The organism is Micromonospora pisi (genome assembly GCF_003633685.1).
GTDB classification, from domain to species: domain Bacteria; phylum Actinomycetota; class Actinomycetes; order Mycobacteriales; family Micromonosporaceae; genus Micromonospora_G; species Micromonospora_G pisi.
In genome coordinates this window covers 8,282,228-8,306,098 of the sequence record NZ_RBKT01000001.1, presented here as the reverse complement: position 1 = coordinate 8,306,098, position 23,871 = coordinate 8,282,228, and the positions used below count along the sequence as shown (strand labels likewise).

Below are 23,871 nucleotides of genomic sequence, written 5' to 3'. Positions count from 1 at the left end.
CCCAGCCGGGCCGACCGTCCTGCAACGAAATCCGAGTAGGAGTCTACGTGACACTCACCCAGGCGGACATCCAAGCCGTCGCCCCCGGCCAGTTGGTCATGCCGAAGGTCGGGCTGCTCATCGTTACCCCCGCGCACGCCGACAAGTGGTTGGCCGACCACAACGACTGGAACCGGAAGTTCAAGCCGGGCCGGATCGAAACGTACGAGCGGGACATGAACGCCGGCCACTGGCTGTTCAACGACTCCAGCATCGGTTTCTTCTACATGCCCGAGGACGACGGAACCCCGGCCTGGTCGACGCTGGACCGCCTCTCCCTCGACGAACTGCTTCCGAACGAGGTGCTGGGCAACGGGCAACACCGGCTGACGGCGATCAAGCAGACCGGCCGGCCGGCCCTGTACACGATCATCCGGGGCATCATCCCGAAGGCCAAGAAGACCATCGACCGGGGTGCGAAACGGTCGATCGCCGACAGCCGCGACGAGGCCAACGCGAACACCCTGGTCGCGATCGCCACCCGGGTCTTGCGGGTGCAGCGGGGGTTGTTCAGGGCCGGTGGAGCGAACGCGATCACCGACTCCGAGATCAACGAGTACATCGACGCCAACCCCTCCTTGGGTCGGGCGGTGGACGTCGCCAGCCTGGCGATGAACCGGAAGGTCCCGATCGTGCCGGCGGTGATCGGCGCGGCGTACCACCTGTGTTCCCAGTTGGACGGCGGCACCGCGACCGCGTACGCCGAGGTGTTCTTCGTCGACCAGCTCATCAAGAACATCAACTTGTCCGAATTCGACCCGGCACAGGTGCTTTACCAGCGGCTCCGGGCCGGGCAGGCCGGCAAACGGAACATGCCCGGCGACGACGCCTGGCCGTACGTGATCAGCGCGTGGAACCACTTCCGCAAGGGGTCGAAGCCCACCAAGCTCCAGGCCCCTCCCGGCGGGTGGACCCCGCAGAACATCCCCACCCCGAAGTGACGAAAGGGCGGGCGCCCTGCCAGGCGCCCGCCCCCTTACCCGTGCCCGCAGGCGGTCCTGACCCGCCGAGGGCTCCAGACCACCACCACGAGGGAGCTGGTCCGATTGACCGACACCGTACAGCACACCGGCCTGGTCGTTGACCTGGCCGCCGACCCGCAGGTTCACCGCGGAGTCCACCCCGTTGCGCAGGCCGACTGCATCATCTGCCCGTCGGTGCCGTGCCCGGAGTGCGGCATCACCGGATGCCCGGAGGCGTTCGAGCACCGGCGGGCGTACGCCGGCCGTGAGGCAACCCTGCTGCGCGAGGCCGCCTGATGTCCACCACGAAGCGTCGGGACACTCGGCGCGTCGCAGAGCACCGGCCCGCCGCTCGCCGTCGCCGGTTTGCCCACGATGACCTGGTGGCGGTCGACCTGTTCTCCGGGTTCGGCGGCCTGACCCGTGGCATCGAGGCGGCCGGATTCACGACGATCATGGCGGCGAACCACAACGCCTACAAGGTCAAGGTCCACGAGGCCAACCACCCGCACGCCGAGCACTGGATCGCCGACCTGGTCGACCGCGAGTCGTCCGACTACCACTCGGCCCGCGACCTCCCGGCCGCAGACATCCTCGTGGCCGGCGTGAGTTGTACCAATCACTCAGGCGCGAACACGCAGAAGGCGTACGCGCAGCGGATGAGCCTGTTCGACCTGGATGACCCGGACTTCGACGCGCGGGTGACGCGCAGCGAACGGGACCGGGCGACCGCGAACTGCGTGCTGCACTACGCCGCCCAGCACCACCCACGCATGATCCTCGTCGAGTGCACGACCGAGCTGACATCGTGGGGGCCCGCCATCCCCGGGCGGCCGAAGATCGGCGACGGATCGACGTACCGGTGGTGGCTCAAGCAGTTCGAGAACCTGGACTACCGGCACCAGGCGCTGTACCTGAACTCCCAGTTCTTCGGGGTGTCGCAGTCGCGGGACCGGTACTACGGCGCGTTCTGGAAGAAGAACCTGCCCGCTCCCGACCTGGAGCACCGACCGGCGTCGTGGTGTGGCCGGTGCAGCGAGATCGTCCCCGCGGTGTGGTCATGGAAGACCGGCATCCCGCCCACCGGGTTGGTGCGCTACGGCCAGCAGTACAACTATCGGTGCCCACGCTGCCGCGGCGAGGTCGTCCCGCCGATGAGCCCTTCGCTCGACGCGCTTGATCTCAGCAACCTCGGCACTCGCATCGGCGACAAGCCGGTCAAGAAGCACAGGGATGGCACGACGGGGCCGCTCGCGGCTGCAACGCTGGCCCGTGCCGAGCGTTGCCGGCAGCGGTTTGCGGAGTTTCCCGCGATCCTCATGCCCGCCAAGGCGGTGCGTGGTGCGGAGCGGCACCCGTGGCAGCCGATGTCCACCCAGACCAGCCAGCAGGAGACCGCGCTGCTGTCCACCGGCGCGATTATGGTCGCCGCCGGGAACACGTTCGAGCGCCCCGGGTCTGAGTGCCGGACCCGCGACCTGGGCCAGCCGCTGTGGACGCAGACCGCGACCGCCACGACCGGCCTACTCGCGCCGCCGGTCGCGCTCACGGGCCAGGTGTTCGCCGCCCACCGGCACAACGGGGACGGCCAGCACCTCAGTCGGCCGATGGACACGGTGACCTCGACCCACGAGAAGGCGGTGCTGCTCGCCGCGGTCAACAACTACCAGGGCATCCCGCGCGGTATGGATGAGCCGCTGCCGACGCAGGCGGGCTCGGAAACCCTCGGCCTGCTGTCCGCAGGGATCGTGCCGTTCCGCAAGCACACCGTGCCGACCGTGGGCGCCGAGCCGATGCCGACCGTGACGTCCGAGCAGGTCCCCGGTCTACTGACTGCGGCCGGGACCATCAAGAACAACGGTGCGCTAGATGAGGCACAGTACCGCGCCCACCCGGTCAATGATCCGCTCGGAACGGTCGTCGCGTCGGCCGCCAGCCAGGCGGTGTTGTTCTCCGGCTGGTACGAGCAGAACCAGTCCCCCTCGAACGTGACCGCCGCATGGCGGGCCGCGCTTGCTGGCCTGGCGTTGGAGGACTGCTATTTCCGCATGCTTGGCCCGCACGAGATCGGTCGCGGGTGCGGGTTCGATGTCGACTTCCCCGGCTACCAGGGCAGCTTCACGGTGTGGGGTTCCGCTCGGGACCAAACGGACGGGTTCGGGAACGCCGTTTCGCCGCAGGTTGGCGAGTGGATCGGTTCGCGGTTGCGGGCTGCGCTACACGGCGAGGTGTCGGCATGAGCCCGGCGTACACGAAGCTCCGGGCGCTGCGGGCCCCGGTCGGCGGCACGAAGGCTCCGGTTGAGCCGATCACGGCCGAGGCGCCGTCCGACGCGCACGGGACCACCGAGCCGTCGTGGTGGCATGAGGTCGGCAAGGGGCCGGTCTGGTTCGCCCTGACCATCCTGCTCTGCCTCGCTGCGGTCGCCCTCGCCTCCCTCCCGGTGGTGCTCCGATGATGCGCCCGGAGACGCCGTCGGAGAAGTCCCGGGGCGCCGGGTGTGTGCAGCCCATCGTGATGCTCGTCGCCGCTTTGGTGGCCCTGCTGTGGGCGGTGCTCGGCTGATGTGCCCGACCGACGCGTGGGTCTGCCTCCTCTGTCTCCTCGGGTTGTGCGACCGGTGCGACGGTGTCGTGCCGGTGCACACCTTGGATACCTTGCACACCCTGGACATCCTCCGCAGCCAGAACAGGCCGGAGGCCGCCAAGCCTGACCGGCACGAGCCGTGCGCTTGTGGCAAGGGCACCCACCCGAACCGGTCGGCTCCGCGCAGCCGGGCCATGGCCGCAGCAGGTGCCCGGTGACGGGCCGCGTGGTCCTGGTCGTGGTCCTCGCGACCCTGCCGGTGCTGGTCTTCACCGCCGGAGTCGCGTTCGTCTTCGGGCGGCTGTCGGTGGTGCGCGCCGACGCCATGACGGTCGCCGCCGCGGTGAAGGCCGCGACCGCGCCGCTTGAACTTCAGCTCCGGCGTGCCGAGCGGCAGTTGGCCAACGTGCACGAGGCCCAGCACCGGCACGACGCCGCCCACCCCCTCTTTTGCAACGACCCCTACCGGGCGCGCGTGGACATCCCGCGCGCCCGCACCTCCCCGGAAGGGAACCCCCGTGTCTCTGAACTCGCGTGAATGGCCGGCGCAACCCCGTCGCCGGGTGATGCCGGTCCTGGTCAACCTTGACGACCCGCCCGCCGAATGGATCAACCCGATCGAGCCGTGGCGGGCACGGAACACGTGGCCGGTGAACTCGGTGCCGCGCCGCCACCCGGAGATCCCCGGGCTCCCGGTGGAGATGACGCTGTGATCCTCGGCGACCCGAACACCGTGGAGTGGGAGCAGAGCACCGATTGGTGGGCGTCCACCGGGTTCGGTGTGTGCACGGCCGTGGTCCTGGTCGTGGTGCTGGTGCTGGTTGTCGTCGCGGTCCGCACGTCACGCCGCGGGGGCAACAAGTGAGGGCGTTCGCGGCGCCACCGGCGGGTGACGCTTGGGCTACCGGTGTGGTGTTCGCGTTCTTGTTCGCGGTGATCGGGTTCGCGGTCTGGGCCACCATCGACCAGGCCAAGGAGTATCGGCGGGCTCACCGGGAGGACGACGACAGGTTCGGGCCGGTATTGAAGCCGGCCCGGGAGCTGGCCGACCAGTGGGCGGCGGAAAGCTCGACGACCGCGTGGCGTGTCCGGTCCGGCAACGACGTGGCGCGGCACGCTCGGCGGCTGACTCTCCGGGAGCGGTTCGCCGACTTGGTCCGGCTGGTGTTGCCGATGCGCCCGCAGGCGGCTCCGCGTGCCCTGCACCGGCAGCCGGCAGAGCAACCGGTGGAGCACCCGGTGTGGACGTTCGCGTCGGTGCCGGCCCCGGCCGGGTCGCTGATGCGTCCGCCGCCGGTGGTGTTGGAGGCCGTGTCGGTGCCGCCGCCGCTGCGGACGGACGAGGAAATCGACGCGTGGCGGCGGGATCTGTCTCGGTGGGCTGCTGACCCGGATCACACCGGTCCGATGCGCGCGGTTCGAGTCGATGAGGGGCTGGCGGCGTGATCACCGGTTCGGTGGAGCCGATCGTGGTGGTGTTCCCCACCCCGTGGGACTGGTTCCTGTTCTTCGTCGGGTGCACGGTCGTGGCGCTGTTGCTGGTGGGGCTCGGGGTCCTCGTTGCCCGCCGCCGCCCGGCTGAGGCACACGACCTGGAGGCGACGGTGGAGATCCCGCCCCCGCCGCGTGCCCGTAGCCGCCGCCGGCGGCGGCACCGGACCGGGACGGTGGACGAGCCCAACCGGACGCTGGACCTGACCGAGCTGCGCGACCGGGCGGGGCGCCGGTGAGCGCCGTGGACGCCGTACTCGGTGAGGTGCTGGCCGGGGGCCGCCTGGCGGTGGCCGGCGGGTGGGCCGGTGTGTGGTTTGGCCTGGCGGTGCTGCTGTGGTTCGCAATCCGGTTGCTGGTCCGGGTTGCCCGCCGGTGGCCCCGGCCACGGCACCGCGCCCCGTGGTTTCGCCGCAGGGTGGCCACGGCCGCGCCGGTCCCCGCCCAGCGGGCCGAGGCGGCGACGGTGCTGCTCCCCCGGATCACCGACCAGGTTGACGCGACGGTGGTGCTGCCGCGTCTCCACCACCACATTCCGAGGCAGAGGGACCGCCGTGGCTGACGCTGACCTGCTTGTGACGATTGGCGCCAACGTGCGCCGGCTCCGGAAGGGGCGTGACCTGACGCAGGCGCAGCTCGCCGCTCGGGTTGGGGTGTGCCGGTCGTCGGTGGCGAACATCGAGACGGGCCGCCAGGGCGACATCAAGGTCACGTTGTTGGCCGGGTTCGCGGATGTGCTACACGCGGACCTGCCGGAGCTGCTGGCAGGTGGTGGCCGTGCCTGACGAGTGCGTGTTCTGCGCGATCGTTGCCGGCACCGAGCCGGCCACGGTTGTCCACCGGTGGCCGGACGCGTTGGCGATCGTGCCGCACGGGCCTGTGGTCGCCGGGCATCTGTTGGTGATTCCGACGGTGCACGTTCGGGATCACACCACTGATCCGTCGGTGACCGCCGTGGTGATGGGCCGGGCGGCGGAGATCGCCCCGCATCCGAGCAATCTGATCGCGAACGCGGGTCGTGAGGCGACGCAGAGTGTGTTCCACCTGCATGTGCACGTGGTGCCGCGTGCTGCGGGTGATGGGTTGGCGCTGCCTTGGTATTCGGGGCGGTCGGGGCGTCGTTCTCTGCCGTGACCTGGGGAAAGATCTTGAACAGACTTGATAGATAATCTGGCTCTTGATCTTTATCTCCTGTAAATTGGTAGATGCAATCAACGACGAGCGGAGGGAGCACGTATGACCACACCGCGAACACACTTCCTCGTGGTCACCCCCGACGAGCGGGACCCCCAGGAACGGGACTACTTCGAGTACACCGTGGAGTGCCCCGGCGTCACCGACGAGTGCCGGAAGTGGCTGGAGTGCCTTCCGGGGACCGACGGCCGCGCCGCGCTGGAAAACGCCTATGACAACGGCGACAACGAGCCGATTCAGCACGGCCTGCGCCACAAGAAGATCAACCACAAGTGGATGGCCGAGACCACCGGCTGCTACCTCCAGGACCACGACGCGCTCGGTGACGCCGTGGCGGGCTACTTCGCCGCCGGCCGGCACCCGATCGGGTGGGACGTCGGCGACGGCACCGAACTGGAGATCCACGCACTGGATTCGGCTGGGCGGCCGGCGTGAGCTACGAGATCCCGGAGCCGGCCCGGTACCGGCGGATCAAGGGCGGGGCCGAGGTCACCGTCAGGAGCTGCACCGGTCCCAACCGGCTCGACACCGTGGCGGTGCGCGGTTCCCGGCACACCACGTACGTCCGGTTGGAGAACTTCTGGAAGAAGTACAAGGCCGACCCGGCGCGAATCTACTTCCAGCACAACACCCTGACTCCCGACAACGTCCGCACGACCTGGGACAACGCACTGGTCATCCCTGCCGTCGGCGACGAAATCCCGCTGACCTGCGGATACATGGGCGCGGCCGTGACGTGGACCGTCGCCCGCGTTGAGTGGCTGAACCGGTGGGCTGTGCTGCTGCACATGACCAGGCCGACCGGCGAGGTGCAGGCGTGAACGCGCCCGTGGCCGCCCCGGTGATGGACCTGGTCGACGCGCTCCGCGAAGCCGACCAGCGCCTCATCTGGTGTGTCGGCGGCGTGCACCCCGTAGGCAGCCCGTACGAGGACTGCGGCAACGAGGCATGCCGGAAGCGGTTCCTCGACGAGGACGCCCAGTACGTGCGATTGGACGACCAATGAGCACCCCCACACCCACCACGGTCCTCCGCTGGGAAGACCCGCCCTCGGCCGCTCAGACCAAGGAAGCCCGGTGGGCTCCGATCGCCGCCGAGTTGCGCGCCAACCCGAACCGGTGGGCATGCATCCACGAGGGCGACTCGACCGAGGCCAGCGGCCTGGTCGCGTACATCAAAAAGGGGGCCGGACCGTTTGCCCCGGCCGGTGAGTTCGAGGTGTGTAGCCGGTCGCAGCCCCGCGTGCAGGGCAGCCCCATCCGGGTCGGCGTGTACGCCCGGTTCCTGAAGCTCAGGGACGACCAGTGACGCAGACCCTCGCCCGGCCCGTCCCGGTGCTCCCCGCCGACGCCCCGATCGACCAGTGGTTGGCTGCTCGCCGCCACGGCATCGGCGGCTCCGACGTCGCCGCGATCCTCGGCGTCTCGAAGTACGACGGGCCGGTCAAGGTCTACTACAGCAAGCACAACCTGCTCCCCGACGAGGACAACGCCGCCATGGAGTGGGGCCGCCGCCTGGAATCGGCGGTGCGGCAGAAGTTCGCCGACGAGCACCCGGAGTTCCACGTCGCCGAGGGCCCCGGCCTGGTTCGCCACCCGGAACGGCCGTGGCAGCTCGCCACGATCGACGGGCTGGCCGCCGAGTGCCCCGGTGGGGATCCCCTGGCGCTGGTTGAGGTGAAGACCGGGCGGGCGAACACCGATGAGTGGGGCGACGAGCTGACCGACGAAGTTCCGTTGCCGTACGTCTGCCAAATCACCTGGTACCTCGACGTGTACGGGCTCCGGACCGGCTACCTCGCTGTGCTCCTCGACGGTCGGGACTACCGGGAATACCTCATCGAGTACGACGAGGTGTTGGCCGCGAAGCTCCGGGCGCACTGCGACGCGTTCTGGCAGCGGCACGTGCTCGCCGGGGTGGTTCCGGAGCCGGACGGCTTGGAGTCGACGGCTGACGCGCTCGCGGCGCAGCACAACCCGGTGCCGAAGTCCAAGGGCGAGTTGGACCCGAACGTCGTCGGGTGGGCGCAGATCTACGGCAACGCCCACCGGGACGAGCAGGCCGCGCAAGCACGCAAGCAGGAAGCGGGCAACCACTTGCGGGCCGCGTTCCTGGCCGCCGGTTCACCGAACTACGGGTTCGTCGGCGAACGGAAGATCGCCACCTTTTCAAAGTCAAAGGGCGGGGAGGTGGAGGAGTTCAACGAGGCCCTGTTTGCCGAGGAGAACCCCGCCATCTACGCCAAATACCTGATCAAGCGGCAGGTCGAGCCGACGCGCCGCCTGCTCGTTGCAAAGGAGTTCACCTCATGACGATCACTCGTACCGCGCAGTTGCGCGACGCCATTCCCGACGCCCCCACCTCCCCGGCCCCGAACGGTGCCGCCACGGTGGCGACCCGGAAGCCGGACCCGGCCGGGGACCTGATCGCCTCCATGGAGTCCGAGTTCCGGAAGCTGTTGCCGTCGGCGCTGCCGTGGGACATGTTCGCCCGGATCGCCCTGACCGGAATGCGCAAGAACGACAAGCTGATCGAGGCGACCCGACCGAGCCTGCTTGGTGCGCTGATGGAGTGCGCCCGGCTGGGTCTGGCGCCGTGCACCGAGCAGGCGTCGCTGTCCACCTTCAAGAACCGCCGCAGGGGCAACGTCCTGGAGTGCCAACTGATCATCGGCTACCAGGGCTACATCCAGCTCATGTACCGGTCGGGCCAGGTGGAGCAGGTCGAAGCCGAGATGGTGTACGAGGCCGACGAGTGGGAGTACACCCTCGGCGACGGCGGCCGGTTCTTCCACCGACCGAAGCTGCTGCTGCCGCCGGAGGAGCGGGGCGCCCCGCTGTTCGCGTACGCGTACGCCACCCTGCGCGGCGGCGGCCGGACCAAGGTGAGCATCACACCCCGCTGGAAGGCCGAGGAGCTTCGGAAGAAACACGGCAACGTGTGGGACAGCAACTTCCTCGAAATGTGGGGCAAGACGCCTTTGCGGCAGGTGCAGAAGTACGCGCCGAAGTCTTCGGAGTTGCGCCGGGCCGAGTTGCTGGACGGGGCCGTCATCGACCTCGGCGGTGTGGCCACCCTGGACGACGGGCGGACTATCGACAGCACCGTGGTCGACGAGCCCACCGGGGCCGTGAACGACACCGACGACGACATGGGTTGGCCGCCGGCCGCGCAGCCCGCCGACGCGAATCCGGCCTCCCAGTGAGCGACCTCGACAGGGACGACTTCACGCGAGTGTGCGTCGCTACCTACCGGTACTTCAACCAGGGCGAGATCTGGCTGCCGAAGCCGCCCCGTGAGCGGGTACGGGTCGCGGACATGGGCCGGGAGTGGCGGTTCAACGCCGCCCGCTTCCTGGAGCGCCGGGCCAAAGCGTTGGAGTTCCGGTACGGCTTCGGCGAAATCTCGGCGATGTCGGCACCGGTGTGGTTCGACGTCGTCGGCGAGGACAACGGGCGTCCTGTCACCGCCGGGCCGGGAATGAGCGATCTCGACCTCATGAGTGACAGCGCGTCGGACGCGTTCGACCAGGCGATGGATCAACGGGTTGCCGACCCGGTGGGGTGGTTGCGAAGCACGGTGCTGTACCGGGCGCTGGTCGCCGACCTGCCCACTGAGCAGGCCGAGGTGGTGCAACTCGCGGAGCGCGCCAAGCACTGGTCGACGTGCCCGGTCCGGACCGGTGCCGACGACTGCCGGTGCGAGCAGATCCGGGCCGAGCACGCGGCCACGGATACCACCCCGGAATGGACGCTGCCGTGACCGCCCCGTGGTGGAGCCAGGGGTTCACAGTCCTGGACATCGAGTCCACGGACAAGGACCCGGAGACCGCGCTGACCGCGTCGATCTGCTTCGGGCTGATGCGGGCCGCTGACGCGTCGATGCAGGTCCGGACCGCGCTGGTGGCGGTGGACATGCCGGCTGAGGCGTCGGCGGTCAACGGGCTGACGACAGAACAGTTGCGGGCTGAGGGCGGGAAGCCGGCCGAGGTGCTGGACGACTTCTGCGCCGAGATCGCGGTGTGCCTGACCGCCGGCATGCCACTGGTGATCATGAACGCCCCGTACGACCTCACCGTCCTCGACCGGGACTGCCGCCGCAACGGCGTCCCAACCATCACCGACCGGCTCGAAGGCCGCCCCCTCGCCCCGATCATCGACCCCGGTGTCCTCGACAAGAAGGTCATCAAGTACCGGCGTCGGGTGTCCGAAACGCAGGGCGCCCGGTGCCTCAAGACTCTCGCCCAGGTCCACGGTGTCGGATGGGACGACGAGCAGGCCCACACCGCCGAGTACGACGCCACCCGCGCCGGCCGGGTTGCATGGCAGCTCATGGCCCGGTTCCCGGCCCTGGCCGCCATGACCCTGCCCGAGCTGCACGACGCGCAGATCGGCTGGTACCGGGAGCAGTCGGAGGGGCTGGCCGCCTTCTGGCGGCAGAAGGCCAACGAGATCGAGCACAGGGCTGCCCGGGACGACGACGAGGCGGCGGCCGAGGTCGAGAAGCTGCGGACGGCTGCGGACGGGGTGTCCCTGGAATGGCCGATGCGGACGGTGCAGAAGTGAACCGCTCTCCGATCCAGCGGATGTCCGCGAAGCGGCGGGCCGCGCTCGCCGAGGCCGGCAACTCCAACCCGTACTCGACGCTGACCTATGGGACCTGGCCGGACAAGTCGACCGGGATCGCCCGCAGGCCGCCCTCCCCGACCGCCCGGCCGGTCTACACCGGCCCGGACGCCACCACCGTGGCCCTGGTCATCGAACGGGATCAGGGCCGGTGCGTCCGGTGCGGGGTAGAGCAGACCGGTGAACGCGGCTGGGACTGGTCGGTGCAGCACCGGCGGGCACGCGGCAACGGCGGCACCCGCCGCCCGGACACGAACACGGCACCGAACCTGATCCTCCTGTGCGGGTCTGCCACGACCGGGTGTCACGGGTGGGTCGAGTCCGAGCGTGAGGCCGCCCGGCCGTTCGGGTGGGCAATCCTCTCGACCGACAACCCGGCCCTGAAGCCGATCGACCACGCCGTCCACGGACGGGTGTGGCTGACCGGCGACGGCGGCTGGACCACCACCGAACCGGCGGTGGGCGCGTGATCGCCTCGGTTGAGCAGCACGAGCCCGGTGCGCCCGGTTGCGCTCCCGACGAGCACTGCTGGGAGCACCACGTAGACGAGACGGCGGACAAGTTCTACATCGTCTGCATCGAGTGCGGGCACGTGTACCGCACCGGGTGGGAGCTGCGCCGGGCGTACCTCCGCCAGCACTGGTCCCTCTTCCGCCGGGACATGGTGTCGCCCCTCCGGCCGCCGCCCGGCGTCGACTTCGGCTGGACCGCCCGGTGGCCGCGCCTGGCCGCACCTCTCCTGCTGGTCCGGGCCCTGTTCCGCCGGGCCAACGGCATCCACTTCTGCCAGCACTGCATCCACGATTGGTAGGGATTGATAAATGACTGCCATTCAGGGCTGCTGCACAAGGTGTGGGCACACCAAGGCCCACTCGGAGTTCTACAAGCGTCGCGACGGACGCCTTCGCACTTGGTGTAAGGCATGCACCAGCGACTACGGCCACCAGCGTTGGCTCGCTCGCGGCGAGGAGAACAGGGCCATCACCCGCAGGCAGTGGTTAGCCCGCAAGTTCGGTATCACCGTCGAGCAGTACAACGAGATGTGGCGGGCACAGGACGGCAAGTGCGCAATCTGCGGCCAGCCCGAGACCGAACGCGAATGGCTGTCAGTTGACCACGACCATTCGGACGGCACTGTCCGGGGCTTGCTGTGCCGAATGCATAACGCGGCGCTTGGTGGGTTTGGAGACAGCCCCGAACTGCTTCTCGCCGCCGTGGAGTACCTGCGTACCGCCAAGGCTCTGATTCCGGAGCGATCCCAATGACTTCTGAGGAGGCAACCATGATCGAGAACACCGCTCGCCGCGACCCCATGCTTCACCTACTCGGCGCCATGTCCGACGGCACCGACACCTACATCACCGACATGGAGGCCGCCGGCCAGCGCCAGCTCGTCCACTCCGATCTTCTGCCGACCCGGATTCTCGGCGGCAGCCAGGCCGAGTTCGAGGCGGTCGGATTCGAGTTCGGTGACCCAGACCCCAGCGACCCGATGTTCCGGCCGGCCACCCTCCCGGAGGGCTGGAAGCGGGAGGGTTCGGATCACGCCATGTGGTCGTACCTGGTCGACGGGTACGGCCGGCGCCGGGTGTCGATCTTCTACAAGGCGGCGTTCTACGACCGCAGCGCCCACATGTCGCTGAACACCGTTGGCAGCTACCTCCGGGACATGCTCTACGAGGGCAACACCCCGATCCTCGACAACGAGTGGCTGACCCGTGAGGTCGCCGTGACCGAACTGGCCGCGCTCCGGGATCGGCACCTGACCGAAGCCGCCGAGGCCGACGGGTGGGCGCAGCAGGGCGACGAATATTGGAAGGCGCAGGCCGCCACGCACCGCCAGGACGCGGCGAAGGCGGACAGTCTCCGTACCGAGGTCGCGTCGTCCGCCCTGTGGGCCGTGCACGTCGAAGGCCCCGACGACGTGATCGCCGCCGCCGACCTGGCTGAGGCCGACCGCAAGGCCGCCGAGATCAACGCCGCGTGGGAGCAGTTCACGAAGCGCCCGGACGCGTCCGAACTCGACCCCCGTTGGCACGCGGTGGTGGTCGAGTGGCCGTCCTCGGCCGACGACCACACCGAAGAGGTCGCCCGCGGTGAGGAGCGGTGGCGTGGCTGAGATGAAGGCCATCACTGTCCAGCAGCCGTGGGCGTCCTGCATCGCCACCACCGCCCCCGGGGCGAAGCGGGTCGAGAACCGCGGCCAGTCCACCACCTACCGGGGCCCGATCCTCATCCACGCCGGCGCGTCCATCTCGAAGACCGGCGAGGCCGACTACCGGTGCATCCGCATCTGGGGCACCGACCCGGCTCACGGGCGCCCGATGCGGGCCGTCCTCGCCGTCGCCGACCTGGTCGACGCCCACCGCGCGGAGAACCGGTGCTGCCGGCCGTGGGGTGAGGAGTGGTACGAGACCCGGCGCGGCACCCTGCCGGCGGCCCACTTGGTCCTGGACCACGTGCGGGTCCTGGACCAGCCGATTCCGGCCCGAGGTGCGCTGGGGCTCTGGACACCGGAGCCGCATCTGGTGTCGGCGGTTCAGCAACAGCTCGCGCTGGCGGTGACCCGCTGATGGGCCTCTCCTCCGGTAGCGACATCTTCAACCCGGTCGCCAGCGCGCTGATTGATACCTACGCCCCGGCGCACACCATCCGCGCCGTCCTCGGCACCCTGCTCGAAAAGCTCCGCGACGCCGACTGGGACACCTACGACGAGTCCCGTGAAGAGTTCCGCGACAACCCCGTCATCGCCGAGGTGTTCGCCCGCAACCTCGGGCACAACCTCTACGGCGAGGGCTCCGGAACCCTCGAATCCCGCCCCAAGGGCGGCAACGCCGTGTGGGTGCTGCGCTGCACCACCCACGGTGTCCTCGGCACCGGTGACGACACCGCCGATGAGCACGACCGGCTGGTACGGAACTGGGCCAACCACGACCAAGAGGAGCACGGCGGGGACGGGATCGTCGACACCGACCTGCTGATCAACCGTGAGGTGAACGGCTGATGGTCGGCGACCTGAACCCCGGCGTGGAAACACCGATGGTTGGCGATGAGGTGCTGGTGCGCGGCACCGTCCTCCGCTGGCTGCCCGGTGTCGGCGCCGTGATCGAGGTGCTGGGCAAGACCGACGTGCAGCAGGTGTGGGTACGACCGGACCGGATCGACAAGGTGATCCTCCCGGACCTGCCCGGCGAGCCCGCTGACGGCACCATGCTCGGCGGCACCGACCCGGACGGCAGCAACGACCGGGTGTTCCGCCGGGACGACGCCGAAGGCCACAACGACCGGCACGAGCGCCGCCACGACCGCCACTGGTGGGACGTGGTCGCCGAGGAATGGATCGACTGGCCGACCGCCGTACGGCGGGGCGCCGACCCGGGCCGGGTACTGCGGGAGATCACCCCACTGGACGTGACCCAGTGACCGGCCGCACCTGGACGCTCCACATCGCCGCCCCGGCGCAGTTGTGGTCGACCAACGACTCCCACAACAAGGGGCCGCGGCCGACGTCGGCGAACCGGAAGCAGTGGCGGAAGGCCGGGTACGACACCGCCGCGTTCTACCGGCTCCCGAAGCACCTCCGCCGGGTCCGGTACAACATCACGTTCCACTTCACCGACCGCGCCCGCCGGGACGCCCTGAACTACTCGGAAACCGCGAAACCGGTCATCGACGCGTTCGGGCCGCCGTTCGTACAGGCGCCAACGGCGAAGCGTCCGAATGGCGCTTCGGCGCCCGGCTGGTCGCTCATCCCCGACGACACCCCGGAGTACCTGGAGTCGGCCACGTTGGCGATCGGCCCGCTGTGGCCAACCGTCCTGGCGGGGCTGCCGGCCGCCGACCGCCGCCGGCTGGTGTCGCCTCACGGCGGGATGACGGTGGTCATCACCGACCTGTCCCCGGCGGATCTGTTCACCCCGGCCGCGCCCGCGCCGAGCGCCGCGCTGGCATGCGACCGGATCGGCCAGGCGTTCACCGACGCTGCCGTGTTCCGGATCGCCCTGGAAGAGATCCGCGACCTCGACCCGGCCACCCCGGCTGGCCGGCTCGCGACCGAGGTACTGGCCGGCAAACACCACCCCAACCACAACCACATGAAGGAGGTGGCACATGTCTGAGACCGACATCGAATGGACGAAGCGGGCCGGCACCGTCGGACGCACCTGGAACCCGACTACCGGCTGCGACAAGATCAGCGCCGGGTGCGGTCTGCCCATGTCCGACGACGACCAAGGCGAAGACGGCATCGGCGGCTGCTACGCCTGCACCATGGCCAAGCGGCTCAAGGCCATGGGGTCCGCGAAGTACCAGAACGACGGCAACCCAGTCACCTCCGGGCCGGGGTTCGGCGTCACCATGCACCCCGATGTGCTCCCGGAGCCGCTGCGGTGGCGCAAGCCCAGCACCGTGTTCGTTAACTCCATGTCCGACCTCGGGCACGCCCGAATCACCCGCGAGTTCCTGACCCGCGTGTGGGCGGTCATGGCCGACACCCGACAGCACACCTACCAGATCCTCACCAAGCGCCCTCGCCGGATGGCCCGAATCCTGACCGACGACTGCAACTGCGGCGCCGGCCACCAGTCGGGCGTGCATTTCCGGTCGGAGATGGAATGGGCGGCAACCCCACACAACCCCATGTACGTGCCCGGACTGAAGCACGGTCTATACCACCGCATGGAGTGGCCTCTGCCGAACGTGTGGATGGGCACCTCGATCGAGCTGGACAAGCACACCGACCGGGCCGACGACCTGCGTGCCACCCCGGCCGTAGTGCGGTTCATCTCCGCCGAACCGCTGCTCGGGCCGCTGCCGTCGCTGGACCTGACCGGTATCGACTGGCTGATCATCGGCGGGGAGTCCGGGCCCAGGTCACGCCCGATGCACCTGGACTGGGTGTACGAGCTGATCGGCAAGGCTCGGGCCGCCGGCACCGCCGTCTTCGTGAAGCAACTCGGGCAGCGGTGGGCCGGCACGGGTAAGGGCGGCGACTGGTCGACCTGGCCCGAGGACCTCCGCATCCGGGAGTACCCGGCTGGTCGTACGGCGGTGGCGGCGTGATCCCCGGGACCACTTACCTGCTGCGCGGTGAACCCGTCGTGGCGATTGTGGCCTGGCGGCAGCAGCGCAAGACCGAACGCATGCCCAGGGTCCCGCACCTCGATCTCAAGCCCACCACTCCCCGGAACGTCATGGTGCAGCTCCCCGACGGGACCTGCGTCGTGCGCCCGTTCCGAGGACTACGCCGGGCCGGTGCCCAGTGAACCGCGTGAAGACCGGCCGCAGGCGGGTCCACCTGAACTTCAAGCGAGACCCCCGGCCGCCGGTGATCGACCCCGACTACGGCGGCGACACCCGGTACGGCTACCGCACTCCCGAGCAGATCCCGGCCACCGGCGACGACGAAAAGGGGTGGGACACCCACCCAAAAGCACCAACCCAACCACGCAAGGAGGACAAATGACCGTCAAGAAGGCCAGCCCGCCGCCGAAGCTCAACGGCCAGCCCGCCGACCCCGAGCGCAAGGGGCTGAACTGGCGCCACTACTCCGCCTGCCGCGACGAGGACCCCGAGCTGTTCTTCCCGATCGGCACCTCCGGCCCCGCCCTGCTCCAGGTCGAGCAGGCCAAGGCCGTGTGCCGTGGCTGCACGGTCACCGACGCCTGCCTCCAATGGGCGCTGGAGTCCGGGCAGGACGCCGGGGTGTGGGGCGGCATGTCCGAGGAGGAGCGCCGTGCGGTCAAGCGCCGTGGCGGGCTCCGGGTTCTACGGGCCGCCGCGTGAAGGCCACCGTCGACCCGAAGGTGCTCGCCGAAGCGGTCGGCACCGCGGCGAAGCAACTCCCGGCCCGCCCGTCGGTGCCGGTCCTGTCCGGCCTCCTTCTCCGCATCGAGCACGGCACCCTCACAGTGACCGGGTTCGACTACGAGGTGTCCACCCGCAGCCAGGTCGACACCATCGCCCGCACCGACGAGCAGCCCGGCGCGGTCCTGGTGTCGGGCAAGCTCCTCGCCGAGATCACCAAAGCGTTGCCGGCGAAACCGGTTGAGCTGACCGCTGTCGGCACCCACCTGGAGATGGTGTGCGGTAGCGCCCGGTTCACCCTGCCGACGATGCCGGTGGAGGACTACCCGGCGCTGCCGGTCATTCCGAACCCGGCCGGGACGATCGACGCCGCCGCGTTCGGCCGGCTGGTCGCCCAGGTCGCGGTGGCCGCCGGCCGGGACGACACCCTGCCGATGATGACCGGTGTTCGGGTCGAGCTGAACGGCAACACCATGGCGATGCTCGCCACCGACCGGTACCGGCTCGCCGTGGCCGAGGTGCCGTGGGAGCCGGCCGCCGACCTCCCGGACGGGCTCGCTGCCCTCATCCCGGCGAAGGTGCTCGCCGGCATGGCCAAAGGTTTCGCGTCGGCCGGCGGCACCGTCACCCTGTCCCTGGACCAGACCAGCCCCGGTCAGGGGGTGGCGGGGATCGCCGGCCCCCGGCACGAGTTCACCTCCCGGCTCCTCGACGGGCAGAACTACCCGCCGGTCCGGTCCCTGTTCCCGAAGGAGTACGCGGCCCATGCGCAGGTGCCGGTCGCCTCGCTGATCGAGGTTGTGCAGCGGGTGGCGTTGGTCGCCGAACGCACCACCCCAGTCCTCCTGACCTTCAGCTTGGACGGGCTCGTGGTGGAGGCCGGCGGTACCGAGGACGCCCGCGCATCCGAGGCCATGGACACCAGATTCACCGGCGCCCCGCTCACCATCGGGTTCAACCCGCACTACCTGGTGGAGGGGTTGCAGGCCCTGAACCAGTCGGTGGCGCATTTCGGGTTCGTGGACGCGTTCAAACCGGCCGTGATGACGGGGGCCCCGTCTGCCGGCGAGGAGCCGGACCCGCACTACCGGTACCTGATCATGCCGATCCGCGTGACCCGCTGACCGGCCAAAACCCAACCACAACAACGAAGGAGACACACCCATGGCTGGAGACACCACCATCACGATCATCGGCAACCTGACCGATGACCCGGAGCTCAAATTCACCCCGAACGGCGCGGCGGTCGCGAACTTCCGGGTCGCATCCACGCCCCGGTTCATGGACCGGACCACGAACGAGTGGAAGGACGGCGAGCCCCTGTTCATGCAGTGCAAGGTCTGGAACCAGCCGGCCGAGCACGTCGCCGAGTCACTGAAGCGCGGTGACCGGGTCATCGTCTCGGGCCGACTCAAGCAGCGCAGCTACGAAACCCGCGAGGGCGAGAAGCGCACCGTCATCGAACTGGAGGTCGACGAGATCGGCCCGTCGCTGCGGTACGCCACGGCGAGCGTCCAGAAGATGTCCCGCTCCGGTGGCGGCGGTGGCGGACAGGCCCGGGGCGCTGCCCCGGCCCAGGGCGGCAGCATGAACGACCCGTGGGCGCACCAGGAATCGCAGGGAGGCTCAGGCGGGAACTTCGACGAAAACCCGCCCTTCTGATGCGGGCGTGGGTTGAGGTGAACGCCTCCACAAAGGATGGCCCGGTGCCGGTACTTCTCGACTCGGACGACTACCTCCGTCTCGCCAGTCGGCGACTGTCGATCGGGTCGCACGGATACGCCCAGATGTTCGACTGCGGGCGCGTCCAAGTCGTCCACCGGTGGGTGCTCGGACTCGCGGCCGGCGACGGGATGATCGGCGATCACCGCAGCGGCAACCGGCTCGACAACCGGCGGTCCAACCTACGGGTGGTCAATCCGAGTGGGTCCAGTCAGAACGTCGCGGGCCGCGGGAAGTCGAAGTACAGGGGCGTTCACCCAACCCGGTCGGGGCGCTGGATCGCACGCGTGAAGTTTCGCGGCAAGACCTACATGTGCGGCACCTACGACTCGGAGCAGACCGCTGCCGAGGCGGCCGACATCAAGCGGCGCGAGTTGATGCCGTTCTACGTCCCCGCGAACGAGCGGGCCTCTTGATCCAGTGCCCCCATCAACCAGAACGGAGAACATCCATGATCACGCTTCGCACCAGTGACCTGATCGGCCTCATCAACGACGTCGTCGGGTTCGCCGCCGACAACAAAGAGGTCCCCGACCTGAACTGCGTCCAGATCCGGTGGGACGGCGAGATGCTTCACGTTGCCGCCACCGACCGGGTCTACGCGGGTATCTCGTCGTGGCACCCCGACGACGACCCTGACAGCGACGCCGACGCGCAGGACGGGCTGTGGCCCGACTTCGGTGGGGACGACGAGCCGTGGAAGATCCTGATCGACCTGGCCACCGCCATCGAGGTGACCAAGAAGTTCAAGCTCGGCACCAAGCAGGGCAGCGTTCCGGTTGCGCTCGACTACATCGGCGACGGCCCTGACGGGCGGCTGCGGATCTCCCGGAGCATCGACACCGGCGGCGGGTTCGGCCTGTCAATGGTGGCGAACGGGGTCGTGGTCGACTTCCCGGACCCGCGGCCGATCCTCCACGCCCCGATCCTGGCGCGCCCGGTCAGCAAGATCGCGTTCAACGGGGCCCGGTTGGGCCGGTTCGGTGACGTGCGTCAACGCGGCGGCGAGGCGGAGTGGACGTTCACCGGTCCGGACGAGATGGCTCACGTGCGGATCGGTAAGCGGTTCGTGGGGGCGATCCAGCCGGTACGGATGTCGACGCGCCGGTTGTCGTCGGTCGCCTGACGGTGCGAGCCGTGGGTGCGGCCCGACCACCCTTCGGGCCGCACCCACAACACCTGTACCCAACTCGGTAGATATTCTTGCCAGCATTGCCCGCGTCGCGTAGCTTGATAGATGCGATGCAACGCATTCCGACGGAAGGATCCGCCATATGACCCGCACCGCAAAAGTCCTGCTCACCCTCGGGGTGCTGGCCGCCCTGACCGCCCTGTGGTTCGCCATCGCCCCCTACTACTCGACCATCTTCGTGTGGGAACTCCGGAAGATGGTTCCCCTGCTCGCTGCGTTCGCCGTCTTCATCGCGTTCGTGATCGGCGGAGCGGCGGCCGGCGCCGGGGGATCCGGTAGCGACGGGCGCGGGTTCGCTCTCATCACGCTCGGGTTCGTCCTCGGCGGCGTGATCGGAATCGGCTGGCTGCTCCACACCCAATACAGCCAGGACCGGACGTACGCACAAGCGATCACGGTCACCACCGATCAGGTACCAACCCTCGCCCCACGCGCCCCGTACCAGGTCGGCGAGGCGCAGGCCCGACCCAACCTGGGCGACACCGCCGGTGACATCGCCGGCACCACCTACCTCCCCAGTGAGGACCGGTACGCCACCCTCGTCAACCGGCGAGGGTTCCTGTCCGGGTATGAGGTGGCGCTGTCGCAGCAGATCCCGTTGCAAGGCCGAGGCGCCGCCGAGCAGAAGTGCACGTTCGACAAAGGCAAGGCCACCGACCGGGTATCGGGCTGGTGGGGCAGCAACCTCGGCCGGGAAATCTCCAAGGAGGACCGGTACCTGAGGTTCAACGGCGACGACGTGTACGCGTACTGCAACGGGGACCGGCCGATGGTCGTGGTGCCGTTGAAACGGCAGGTCGGGAAGTTCGTGATCACCGAGCGCCCCGCCGGGGTGGCCCTGTACGACGGCAAGACCGGCGCCCTGACGATCACCACCGACACGGCGAACATCCCCGGGCCCTCGTACCCGCTGAGCCTCGCCGCCCAACAGCGGGAAGCGACCGCCGGAATGGGCGGGTTCTTCGACTGGCTGTTCAAGCGGTCCGGGTGGGAGACCCCCGACGACGACGTCAACTCCGGCAACGACTCGGAGTTCACCCTGTCGGCCGACGGCCAGCCGGTGTACGTGACCCCGCTGACCGGTCGCGGTTCCGCAACCGCGATCTCCGTGGTGTCGACGGTGCCTGCCCGCCATAACGGGCTACGGCTGGCACCGATCACGATCCACAAGACGAACCCGGTGTGGGTGTCGCCGAAGGCGATCGTGGATCGGATCAAGGCCGACTACCAGGACATCCCGAACTGGCAGGCCATCACCGTGTACGAGGTCATACCCACCGGCGGCAACCAGTGGGTGGCGACCCTCGGCACCGGCCAGAACGTCCTGTACCGGGCAACCGGCACCGGGGACCTCAAGGGCGACAAGCCGACCTGTCTCCAGCGCGCCGACGGGTCGGTGTACCGGTGCGGCACGTTGGCCGGCGTCAACGGCAACGGGGTCGGCACCCAGTACGGGGCGGACACCTCGGGTGCCCCGGCGTCTGCTCCGGTGCCGTCCGGCGAGTTGCGCGGCCTGACCGATGTGCAGCTCGCCGAGCTACAGCGGCGGGTGGGAGCGGAGGCCGCGTGCCGGCTGGACAAAACCTGCAAGTCCGGCTGATTCGGTCGACGGGGCGCGGTCCGGCACGGGGCGGGCCGCGCTCCACCATTCCCACCAAAACATCGACGGAGGTGACTGCCATGACGACCGAGACTCACCCAACGAGCAACCCGGTGGACAACACCAAATACACCCACACGCTCGTCAAAGCCCTCCGAAAGCACGTCGACCGCCTCGCCGGCACCATCCCGCCCGCCAGCACCGAATACACCGACCACGCCCGCCGCACCCGCATCGCCGGGGCGTGGGTGTACCTGTCCGCTGTCACCGCCTGGGCTGAAGACCACGGGCTCATTAACGTGTGGCTACGTGACGGGCTGAAGGGAATGCCCGGCTGGTACATGCCGAACCCGACGCCGAGCGTCGCACTGTTGCAGGCCATGGCTGGGTTGACCGTGCATCCCGCTACCCAGTGGCTCATGCACCCCCGGTACAACCCGGACCTGCACGCCGGCACCCCGTCCGATGCAGCGATCCAAGACCTGGTCGATTGGTGGGCCGGTGACGCACCGTCCCTCGCCTACGAGGTGATCGACGGGCCGCCGTCGATCAGCGGTTGGATCATCGGGGACCTGCTTCAGGCCGTGACCGACGACCGCCGCAAAGAGCACGCGTTGGCGCAAACCCCGTGGTGGGTGGCGGATTTCATCCTCGACCGGACGATGGTCCCCGCGTGCGTCGCCTTCCGCGCCGACCGGCTGATTCGCACCGTCGACCCGACCGCCGGCACCGGGCACTTCATGGTCCGGGCCATGGACTACCTGTGGGAGTGGTACACCACCGGCACCCTTCGCCCCCGCCAGGCCAAGGCCGGGTTGGTCGCCACGGGCGGCATCGTGTCCGCCCCCGGTGATGCCCTCACCCGCGTGGTCGCCTCGGTTGACGGGGTGGAGCTGGACCCGCTCACCGCGGCCGTCGCTCGCTTGCGGTGCACCGTGTACGCCGCGCACCTTGCCCAACGGGGTGGGCTCACCACCGGGCCGATCCGGCTCGACACCATCCCCCGCAACCTGATCCCCCGGATCGGCGTGGCGGACTCCCTGCTTCTCGGCAAGACCAGCAAGCAGGTCTACGACGACCACCACCCGCAGCTCGCCGACCTGCCGGGTGAGTCCTTCACCCAGAGCGGATGGGACTGGGCCGCCACGGAGCACACCGAACCGGCTCAGCCAACCAACCCGATGCCGGCCACATCTCCGGTGGTCATCCAGCACCAGCAACTCGACCTCTTCGGAGAGGCAGCATGAACACCGACACCGAACTCCGATGGGGCTACACCCTCGCCGACCTGCAACGCGTCGCCCGGTCCGCTGCGGCAACAACCCGGGCGATGGCCGGCGACTACGACGACCGGTACGCCGAAGCGTTCGGTGCCGCCGCAGAGCGCCTGTACGAGGCCGAACACTGGATCCCGGAGCACAAGCTGTTCCAGGCCGCGCAGGACTCGCTGTGGACGGAGAACCGGAAGACCCTCAGCTACCGAGGCGCCGCATACCGGAACGACGAGGGGTGGGGCGAAAGCGGCACAGGCCCGAACTTCGTCACCTACTGGACCGACGTCACCCGGGTCACCCCGTCGCCGGAGAACCACATCGTTGACCGGCTGGCTCTCGCTCAGATTCTCCCCACCCTTACGGAACGGCAGCGGGAGGTCATTGGCGCTCTGGCCGCGTTCGATGACCATGCGCTCGCACGGGCTGCGCTCGGTGACCTGTCCTGCTACGCCACCCACCTGGCGAACGCCCGCCGCCGGTTCCTGTCCTACTGGCATGAGGGCGAGGTGCCGTCACGGCCGTGGGGTACCGACCGGCGCGGCGCGAACGCTAGCCGCCTGGTGACGGTGATGCGGAAGCGCAAGGGATCTCGGAAGGCGGCCAACGATGCCTGAGATTCCGCAACTCACCGACCACCAACTCACCCTGCTCGACCTCCTCGCCGACGGGCTCACCCGGGCCGCCATCGGCCTCAAAACCAACCGCACCACCGGTGCCGTCACGCAGGAACTCAGCAGGGTGTTCGCGCTCCTGCGGGTGCCCTCCGGCCCGGCCGCCGTCGCGTACGCCCGCGACCACGGACTCCTTCCCCCTCGCGGCCCCCGGTACGGGCCGAATGATGTGTTGCCCTGCGGGACCGACACCGCCCGCCGCCGCCACCAGACCCGCACCGAAGGGTGCGAGGTGTGCCGCGTCGAAGGGCCGATCGCTCCCCCGGTCCGCCTGTACGCCGTCCCGACTCGGGTTCCCGCCCGGTACCGGCGCCGCCGGATCACCACGATCGCCACCGGAGACGCACTGTGACCGCACCAACCATTGACCTTGACGCCGGGTGGCGCCAGCACGCCGTGTGCCAGCGGAACAGCCATGTGTGGACGACCCGCAGCCTGTACCCGCTGGCCCGGCACATCTGCCTGTCGGACTGCCCGGTGCTGGAGCAGTGCCGAGCGGAGACTGCGGCTCTGAACCCGTGGGACTCGTGCGTCGTCGCCGGGGTGGCGTGGGCCGCCGGGCTGACCCGGCTCAACTCACGGGCCCCGCTGAAGTACCAGCCGAAGCCGAGGCGTGACGGGTGCTGGCTGTGCCCGATGAACCTGCCACCGGTCCCGGCTGTCTCCCGTTCCCGCGACACCCGGAAGGGGGCGCGAGTCCTGTGACGTGG

Annotated in this window: 41 protein-coding genes; all 41 read left to right on the top strand. The window is 69.3% G+C overall.

Annotated features, from left to right (window positions below; translation table 11 throughout):
- The first annotated feature begins 47 nt into the window (after positions 1 to 47).
- The 41 genes from BDK92_RS36285 (at position 48) to BDK92_RS36095 (ending at position 23,866) form a co-directional block, all read left to right on the top strand.
- Entirely contained in the window at positions 48 to 980 is a 933-nt protein-coding gene (locus BDK92_RS36285; RefSeq protein WP_121160802.1) for a hypothetical protein, read from the top strand.
- A 105-nt stretch (positions 981 to 1,085) separates the two neighbouring features.
- Positions 1,086 to 1,298 (top strand): hypothetical protein, encoded by a 213-nt coding sequence (locus BDK92_RS36280; protein ID WP_121160801.1) that lies wholly within the window; start codon positions 1,086 to 1,088, stop codon positions 1,296 to 1,298.
- An 86-nt stretch (positions 1,299 to 1,384) separates the two neighbouring features.
- Complete coding sequence (locus BDK92_RS36275) at positions 1,385 to 3,241, top strand: DNA cytosine methyltransferase (RefSeq protein ID WP_211349492.1); 1,857 nt, start codon at positions 1,385 to 1,387, stop codon at positions 3,239 to 3,241.
- Positions 3,238 to 3,459, top strand: coding sequence for a hypothetical protein (locus BDK92_RS36270; protein WP_121160799.1), 222 nt, complete (start codon positions 3,238 to 3,240; stop codon positions 3,457 to 3,459). The genes BDK92_RS36275 and BDK92_RS36270 overlap by 4 nt, the downstream gene beginning before the upstream one ends.
- Positions 3,460 to 3,801: 342 nt before the next feature.
- Positions 3,802 to 4,125, top strand: coding sequence for a hypothetical protein (locus BDK92_RS36260; RefSeq protein WP_147457255.1), 324 nt, complete (start codon positions 3,802 to 3,804; stop codon positions 4,123 to 4,125).
- Positions 4,106 to 4,300, top strand: a complete 195-nt coding sequence (locus BDK92_RS38685; RefSeq protein WP_147457254.1) for a hypothetical protein — start codon at positions 4,106 to 4,108, stop codon at positions 4,298 to 4,300. Before BDK92_RS36260 ends, BDK92_RS38685 begins: the two co-directional genes overlap by 20 nt.
- Complete coding sequence (locus tag BDK92_RS39480) at positions 4,297 to 4,452, top strand: hypothetical protein (protein WP_170208819.1); 156 nt, start codon at positions 4,297 to 4,299, stop codon at positions 4,450 to 4,452. Before BDK92_RS38685 ends, BDK92_RS39480 begins: the two co-directional genes overlap by 4 nt.
- Positions 4,453 to 4,496: 44 nt before the next feature.
- Positions 4,497 to 5,033, top strand: a complete 537-nt coding sequence (locus tag BDK92_RS36255; protein ID WP_121160796.1) for a hypothetical protein — start codon at positions 4,497 to 4,499, stop codon at positions 5,031 to 5,033.
- Positions 5,030 to 5,317 carry a hypothetical protein gene (locus BDK92_RS39475; RefSeq protein WP_170208818.1) on the top strand — a complete coding sequence of 96 codons (288 nt, stop codon included), beginning with the start codon at positions 5,030 to 5,032 and terminating at the stop codon, positions 5,315 to 5,317. Before BDK92_RS36255 ends, BDK92_RS39475 begins: the two co-directional genes overlap by 4 nt.
- Complete coding sequence (locus BDK92_RS36250) at positions 5,314 to 5,640, top strand: hypothetical protein (RefSeq protein WP_121160795.1); 327 nt, start codon at positions 5,314 to 5,316, stop codon at positions 5,638 to 5,640. The genes BDK92_RS39475 and BDK92_RS36250 overlap by 4 nt, the downstream gene beginning before the upstream one ends.
- Complete coding sequence (locus tag BDK92_RS36245) at positions 5,633 to 5,863, top strand: helix-turn-helix domain-containing protein (RefSeq protein WP_121160794.1); 231 nt, start codon at positions 5,633 to 5,635, stop codon at positions 5,861 to 5,863. The genes BDK92_RS36250 and BDK92_RS36245 overlap by 8 nt, the downstream gene beginning before the upstream one ends.
- Positions 5,850 to 6,212: an HIT family protein gene (locus BDK92_RS36240; protein ID WP_211349491.1), complete on the top strand. Its 363-nt coding sequence runs from the start codon at positions 5,850 to 5,852 to the stop codon at positions 6,210 to 6,212. Before BDK92_RS36245 ends, BDK92_RS36240 begins: the two co-directional genes overlap by 14 nt.
- 102 nt (positions 6,213 to 6,314) lie before the next feature.
- Positions 6,315 to 6,707 carry a hypothetical protein gene (locus BDK92_RS36235; RefSeq protein ID WP_121160792.1) on the top strand — a complete coding sequence of 131 codons (393 nt, stop codon included), beginning with the start codon at positions 6,315 to 6,317 and terminating at the stop codon, positions 6,705 to 6,707.
- A complete protein-coding gene (locus BDK92_RS36230; protein WP_121160791.1) occupies positions 6,704 to 7,093 on the top strand; it encodes a hypothetical protein in 390 nt (129 codons plus the stop codon). Before BDK92_RS36235 ends, BDK92_RS36230 begins: the two co-directional genes overlap by 4 nt.
- Positions 7,090 to 7,278: a hypothetical protein gene (locus BDK92_RS36225; RefSeq protein WP_121160790.1), complete on the top strand. Its 189-nt coding sequence runs from the start codon at positions 7,090 to 7,092 to the stop codon at positions 7,276 to 7,278. The genes BDK92_RS36230 and BDK92_RS36225 overlap by 4 nt, the downstream gene beginning before the upstream one ends.
- A complete protein-coding gene (locus BDK92_RS36220; protein WP_121160789.1) occupies positions 7,275 to 7,580 on the top strand; it encodes a hypothetical protein in 306 nt (101 codons plus the stop codon). Before BDK92_RS36225 ends, BDK92_RS36220 begins: the two co-directional genes overlap by 4 nt.
- Positions 7,577 to 8,584 (top strand): YqaJ viral recombinase family nuclease, encoded by a 1,008-nt coding sequence (locus BDK92_RS36215; protein WP_121160788.1) that lies wholly within the window; start codon positions 7,577 to 7,579, stop codon positions 8,582 to 8,584. The genes BDK92_RS36220 and BDK92_RS36215 overlap by 4 nt, the downstream gene beginning before the upstream one ends.
- Positions 8,581 to 9,477, top strand: coding sequence for a recombinase RecT (locus BDK92_RS36210; protein WP_121160787.1), 897 nt, complete (start codon positions 8,581 to 8,583; stop codon positions 9,475 to 9,477). Before BDK92_RS36215 ends, BDK92_RS36210 begins: the two co-directional genes overlap by 4 nt.
- Complete coding sequence (locus BDK92_RS36205; protein WP_121160786.1) at positions 9,474 to 10,034, top strand: hypothetical protein; 561 nt, start codon at positions 9,474 to 9,476, stop codon at positions 10,032 to 10,034. The genes BDK92_RS36210 and BDK92_RS36205 overlap by 4 nt, the downstream gene beginning before the upstream one ends.
- Complete coding sequence (locus BDK92_RS36200) at positions 10,019 to 10,837, top strand: 3'-5' exonuclease family protein (protein WP_121160785.1); 819 nt, start codon at positions 10,019 to 10,021, stop codon at positions 10,835 to 10,837. The genes BDK92_RS36205 and BDK92_RS36200 overlap by 16 nt, the downstream gene beginning before the upstream one ends.
- The gene (locus BDK92_RS36195; RefSeq protein ID WP_121160784.1) at positions 10,834 to 11,367 is read left to right on the top strand and encodes an HNH endonuclease; all 534 of its coding nucleotides are present in this window, start codon (positions 10,834 to 10,836) and stop codon (positions 11,365 to 11,367) included. The genes BDK92_RS36200 and BDK92_RS36195 overlap by 4 nt, the downstream gene beginning before the upstream one ends.
- The gene (locus BDK92_RS36190; protein WP_121160783.1) at positions 11,364 to 11,708 is read left to right on the top strand and encodes a hypothetical protein; all 345 of its coding nucleotides are present in this window, start codon (positions 11,364 to 11,366) and stop codon (positions 11,706 to 11,708) included. The genes BDK92_RS36195 and BDK92_RS36190 overlap by 4 nt, the downstream gene beginning before the upstream one ends.
- Positions 11,709 to 11,718: 10 nt before the next feature.
- Positions 11,719 to 12,162, top strand: coding sequence for an endonuclease VII domain-containing protein (locus BDK92_RS36185; RefSeq protein WP_121160782.1), 444 nt, complete (start codon positions 11,719 to 11,721; stop codon positions 12,160 to 12,162).
- A gap of 17 nt (positions 12,163 to 12,179) precedes the next feature.
- Positions 12,180 to 13,016, top strand: coding sequence for a hypothetical protein (locus BDK92_RS36180; protein WP_121160781.1), 837 nt, complete (start codon positions 12,180 to 12,182; stop codon positions 13,014 to 13,016).
- Positions 13,009 to 13,470: an ASCH domain-containing protein gene (locus BDK92_RS36175; protein WP_211349490.1), complete on the top strand. Its 462-nt coding sequence runs from the start codon at positions 13,009 to 13,011 to the stop codon at positions 13,468 to 13,470. Before BDK92_RS36180 ends, BDK92_RS36175 begins: the two co-directional genes overlap by 8 nt.
- On the top strand, positions 13,470 to 13,901 hold the full coding sequence (locus BDK92_RS36170) for a hypothetical protein (RefSeq protein WP_121160780.1): 432 nt from the start codon (positions 13,470 to 13,472) through the stop codon (positions 13,899 to 13,901). Before BDK92_RS36175 ends, BDK92_RS36170 begins: the two co-directional genes overlap by 1 nt.
- Positions 13,901 to 14,320 carry a hypothetical protein gene (locus tag BDK92_RS36165; RefSeq protein ID WP_121160779.1) on the top strand — a complete coding sequence of 140 codons (420 nt, stop codon included), beginning with the start codon at positions 13,901 to 13,903 and terminating at the stop codon, positions 14,318 to 14,320. Before BDK92_RS36170 ends, BDK92_RS36165 begins: the two co-directional genes overlap by 1 nt.
- Positions 14,317 to 15,015 carry a hypothetical protein gene (locus BDK92_RS36160; RefSeq protein ID WP_121160778.1) on the top strand — a complete coding sequence of 233 codons (699 nt, stop codon included), beginning with the start codon at positions 14,317 to 14,319 and terminating at the stop codon, positions 15,013 to 15,015. Before BDK92_RS36165 ends, BDK92_RS36160 begins: the two co-directional genes overlap by 4 nt.
- Positions 15,008 to 15,958, top strand: coding sequence for a DUF5131 family protein (locus BDK92_RS36155; RefSeq protein ID WP_121160777.1), 951 nt, complete (start codon positions 15,008 to 15,010; stop codon positions 15,956 to 15,958). The genes BDK92_RS36160 and BDK92_RS36155 overlap by 8 nt, the downstream gene beginning before the upstream one ends.
- Positions 15,955 to 16,161 carry a hypothetical protein gene (locus tag BDK92_RS36150; protein WP_121160776.1) on the top strand — a complete coding sequence of 69 codons (207 nt, stop codon included), beginning with the start codon at positions 15,955 to 15,957 and terminating at the stop codon, positions 16,159 to 16,161. Before BDK92_RS36155 ends, BDK92_RS36150 begins: the two co-directional genes overlap by 4 nt.
- Positions 16,158 to 16,361 (top strand): hypothetical protein, encoded by a 204-nt coding sequence (locus BDK92_RS36145; RefSeq protein ID WP_121160775.1) that lies wholly within the window; start codon positions 16,158 to 16,160, stop codon positions 16,359 to 16,361. Before BDK92_RS36150 ends, BDK92_RS36145 begins: the two co-directional genes overlap by 4 nt.
- A 65-nt stretch (positions 16,362 to 16,426) precedes the next feature.
- Complete coding sequence (locus BDK92_RS36140) at positions 16,427 to 16,681, top strand: WhiB family transcriptional regulator (protein ID WP_121162866.1); 255 nt, start codon at positions 16,427 to 16,429, stop codon at positions 16,679 to 16,681.
- On the top strand, positions 16,678 to 17,826 hold the full coding sequence (dnaN, locus tag BDK92_RS36135) for a DNA polymerase III subunit beta (RefSeq protein WP_246017425.1): 1,149 nt from the start codon (positions 16,678 to 16,680) through the stop codon (positions 17,824 to 17,826). Before BDK92_RS36140 ends, dnaN begins: the two co-directional genes overlap by 4 nt.
- Positions 17,827 to 17,866: 40 nt before the next feature.
- Complete coding sequence (locus BDK92_RS36130) at positions 17,867 to 18,364, top strand: single-stranded DNA-binding protein (protein WP_121160773.1); 498 nt, start codon at positions 17,867 to 17,869, stop codon at positions 18,362 to 18,364.
- A gap of 125 nt (positions 18,365 to 18,489) precedes the next feature.
- Positions 18,490 to 18,840 (top strand): HNH endonuclease, encoded by a 351-nt coding sequence (locus BDK92_RS36125; protein ID WP_170208817.1) that lies wholly within the window; start codon positions 18,490 to 18,492, stop codon positions 18,838 to 18,840.
- 35 nt (positions 18,841 to 18,875) lie between these two features.
- On the top strand, positions 18,876 to 19,550 hold the full coding sequence (locus tag BDK92_RS36120; RefSeq protein WP_121160771.1) for a hypothetical protein: 675 nt from the start codon (positions 18,876 to 18,878) through the stop codon (positions 19,548 to 19,550).
- 148 nt (positions 19,551 to 19,698) lie between these two features.
- Complete coding sequence (locus BDK92_RS36115) at positions 19,699 to 21,216, top strand: hypothetical protein (RefSeq protein WP_211349489.1); 1,518 nt, start codon at positions 19,699 to 19,701, stop codon at positions 21,214 to 21,216.
- A gap of 80 nt (positions 21,217 to 21,296) precedes the next feature.
- The gene (locus BDK92_RS36110; RefSeq protein WP_121160770.1) at positions 21,297 to 22,463 is read left to right on the top strand and encodes a hypothetical protein; all 1,167 of its coding nucleotides are present in this window, start codon (positions 21,297 to 21,299) and stop codon (positions 22,461 to 22,463) included.
- Positions 22,460 to 23,104 (top strand): hypothetical protein, encoded by a 645-nt coding sequence (locus BDK92_RS36105; protein WP_121160769.1) that lies wholly within the window; start codon positions 22,460 to 22,462, stop codon positions 23,102 to 23,104. Before BDK92_RS36110 ends, BDK92_RS36105 begins: the two co-directional genes overlap by 4 nt.
- Positions 23,097 to 23,513 (top strand): helix-turn-helix domain-containing protein, encoded by a 417-nt coding sequence (locus BDK92_RS36100; protein WP_121160768.1) that lies wholly within the window; start codon positions 23,097 to 23,099, stop codon positions 23,511 to 23,513. The genes BDK92_RS36105 and BDK92_RS36100 overlap by 8 nt, the downstream gene beginning before the upstream one ends.
- Positions 23,510 to 23,866, top strand: coding sequence for a hypothetical protein (locus BDK92_RS36095; protein WP_147457253.1), 357 nt, complete (start codon positions 23,510 to 23,512; stop codon positions 23,864 to 23,866). The genes BDK92_RS36100 and BDK92_RS36095 overlap by 4 nt, the downstream gene beginning before the upstream one ends.
- The last annotated feature ends 5 nt before the right edge of the window (positions 23,867 to 23,871 follow it).

Bases quoted from the DNA above. Each gene is read 5' to 3' on its own strand.
- BDK92_RS36270 (WP_121160799.1), top strand. From the start codon at position 3,238: ATGAGCCCGGCGTACACGAAGCTCCGGGCGCTGCGGGCCCCGGTCGGC.
- BDK92_RS36235 (WP_121160792.1), top strand. From the start codon at position 6,315: ATGACCACACCGCGAACACACTTCCTCGTGGTCACCCCCGACGAGCGG.
- BDK92_RS36220 (WP_121160789.1), top strand. From the start codon at position 7,275: ATGAGCACCCCCACACCCACCACGGTCCTCCGCTGGGAAGACCCGCCC.
- BDK92_RS36210 (WP_121160787.1), top strand. From the start codon at position 8,581: ATGACGATCACTCGTACCGCGCAGTTGCGCGACGCCATTCCCGACGCC.
- BDK92_RS36200 (WP_121160785.1), top strand. From the start codon at position 10,019: ATGGACGCTGCCGTGACCGCCCCGTGGTGGAGCCAGGGGTTCACAGTC.
- BDK92_RS36185 (WP_121160782.1), top strand. From the start codon at position 11,719: ATGACTGCCATTCAGGGCTGCTGCACAAGGTGTGGGCACACCAAGGCC.
- BDK92_RS36180 (WP_121160781.1), top strand. From the start codon at position 12,180: ATGATCGAGAACACCGCTCGCCGCGACCCCATGCTTCACCTACTCGGC.
- BDK92_RS36170 (WP_121160780.1), top strand. From the start codon at position 13,470: ATGGGCCTCTCCTCCGGTAGCGACATCTTCAACCCGGTCGCCAGCGCG.
- BDK92_RS36165 (WP_121160779.1), top strand. From the start codon at position 13,901: ATGGTCGGCGACCTGAACCCCGGCGTGGAAACACCGATGGTTGGCGAT.
- BDK92_RS36155 (WP_121160777.1), top strand. From the start codon at position 15,008: ATGTCTGAGACCGACATCGAATGGACGAAGCGGGCCGGCACCGTCGGA.
- BDK92_RS36130 (WP_121160773.1), top strand. From the start codon at position 17,867: ATGGCTGGAGACACCACCATCACGATCATCGGCAACCTGACCGATGAC.
- BDK92_RS36125 (WP_170208817.1), top strand. From the start codon at position 18,490: ATGTTCGACTGCGGGCGCGTCCAAGTCGTCCACCGGTGGGTGCTCGGA.
- BDK92_RS36120 (WP_121160771.1), top strand. From the start codon at position 18,876: ATGATCACGCTTCGCACCAGTGACCTGATCGGCCTCATCAACGACGTC.
- BDK92_RS36115 (WP_211349489.1), top strand. From the start codon at position 19,699: ATGACCCGCACCGCAAAAGTCCTGCTCACCCTCGGGGTGCTGGCCGCC.
- BDK92_RS36110 (WP_121160770.1), top strand. From the start codon at position 21,297: ATGACGACCGAGACTCACCCAACGAGCAACCCGGTGGACAACACCAAA.
- BDK92_RS36105 (WP_121160769.1), top strand. From the start codon at position 22,460: ATGAACACCGACACCGAACTCCGATGGGGCTACACCCTCGCCGACCTG.
- BDK92_RS36100 (WP_121160768.1), top strand. From the start codon at position 23,097: ATGCCTGAGATTCCGCAACTCACCGACCACCAACTCACCCTGCTCGAC.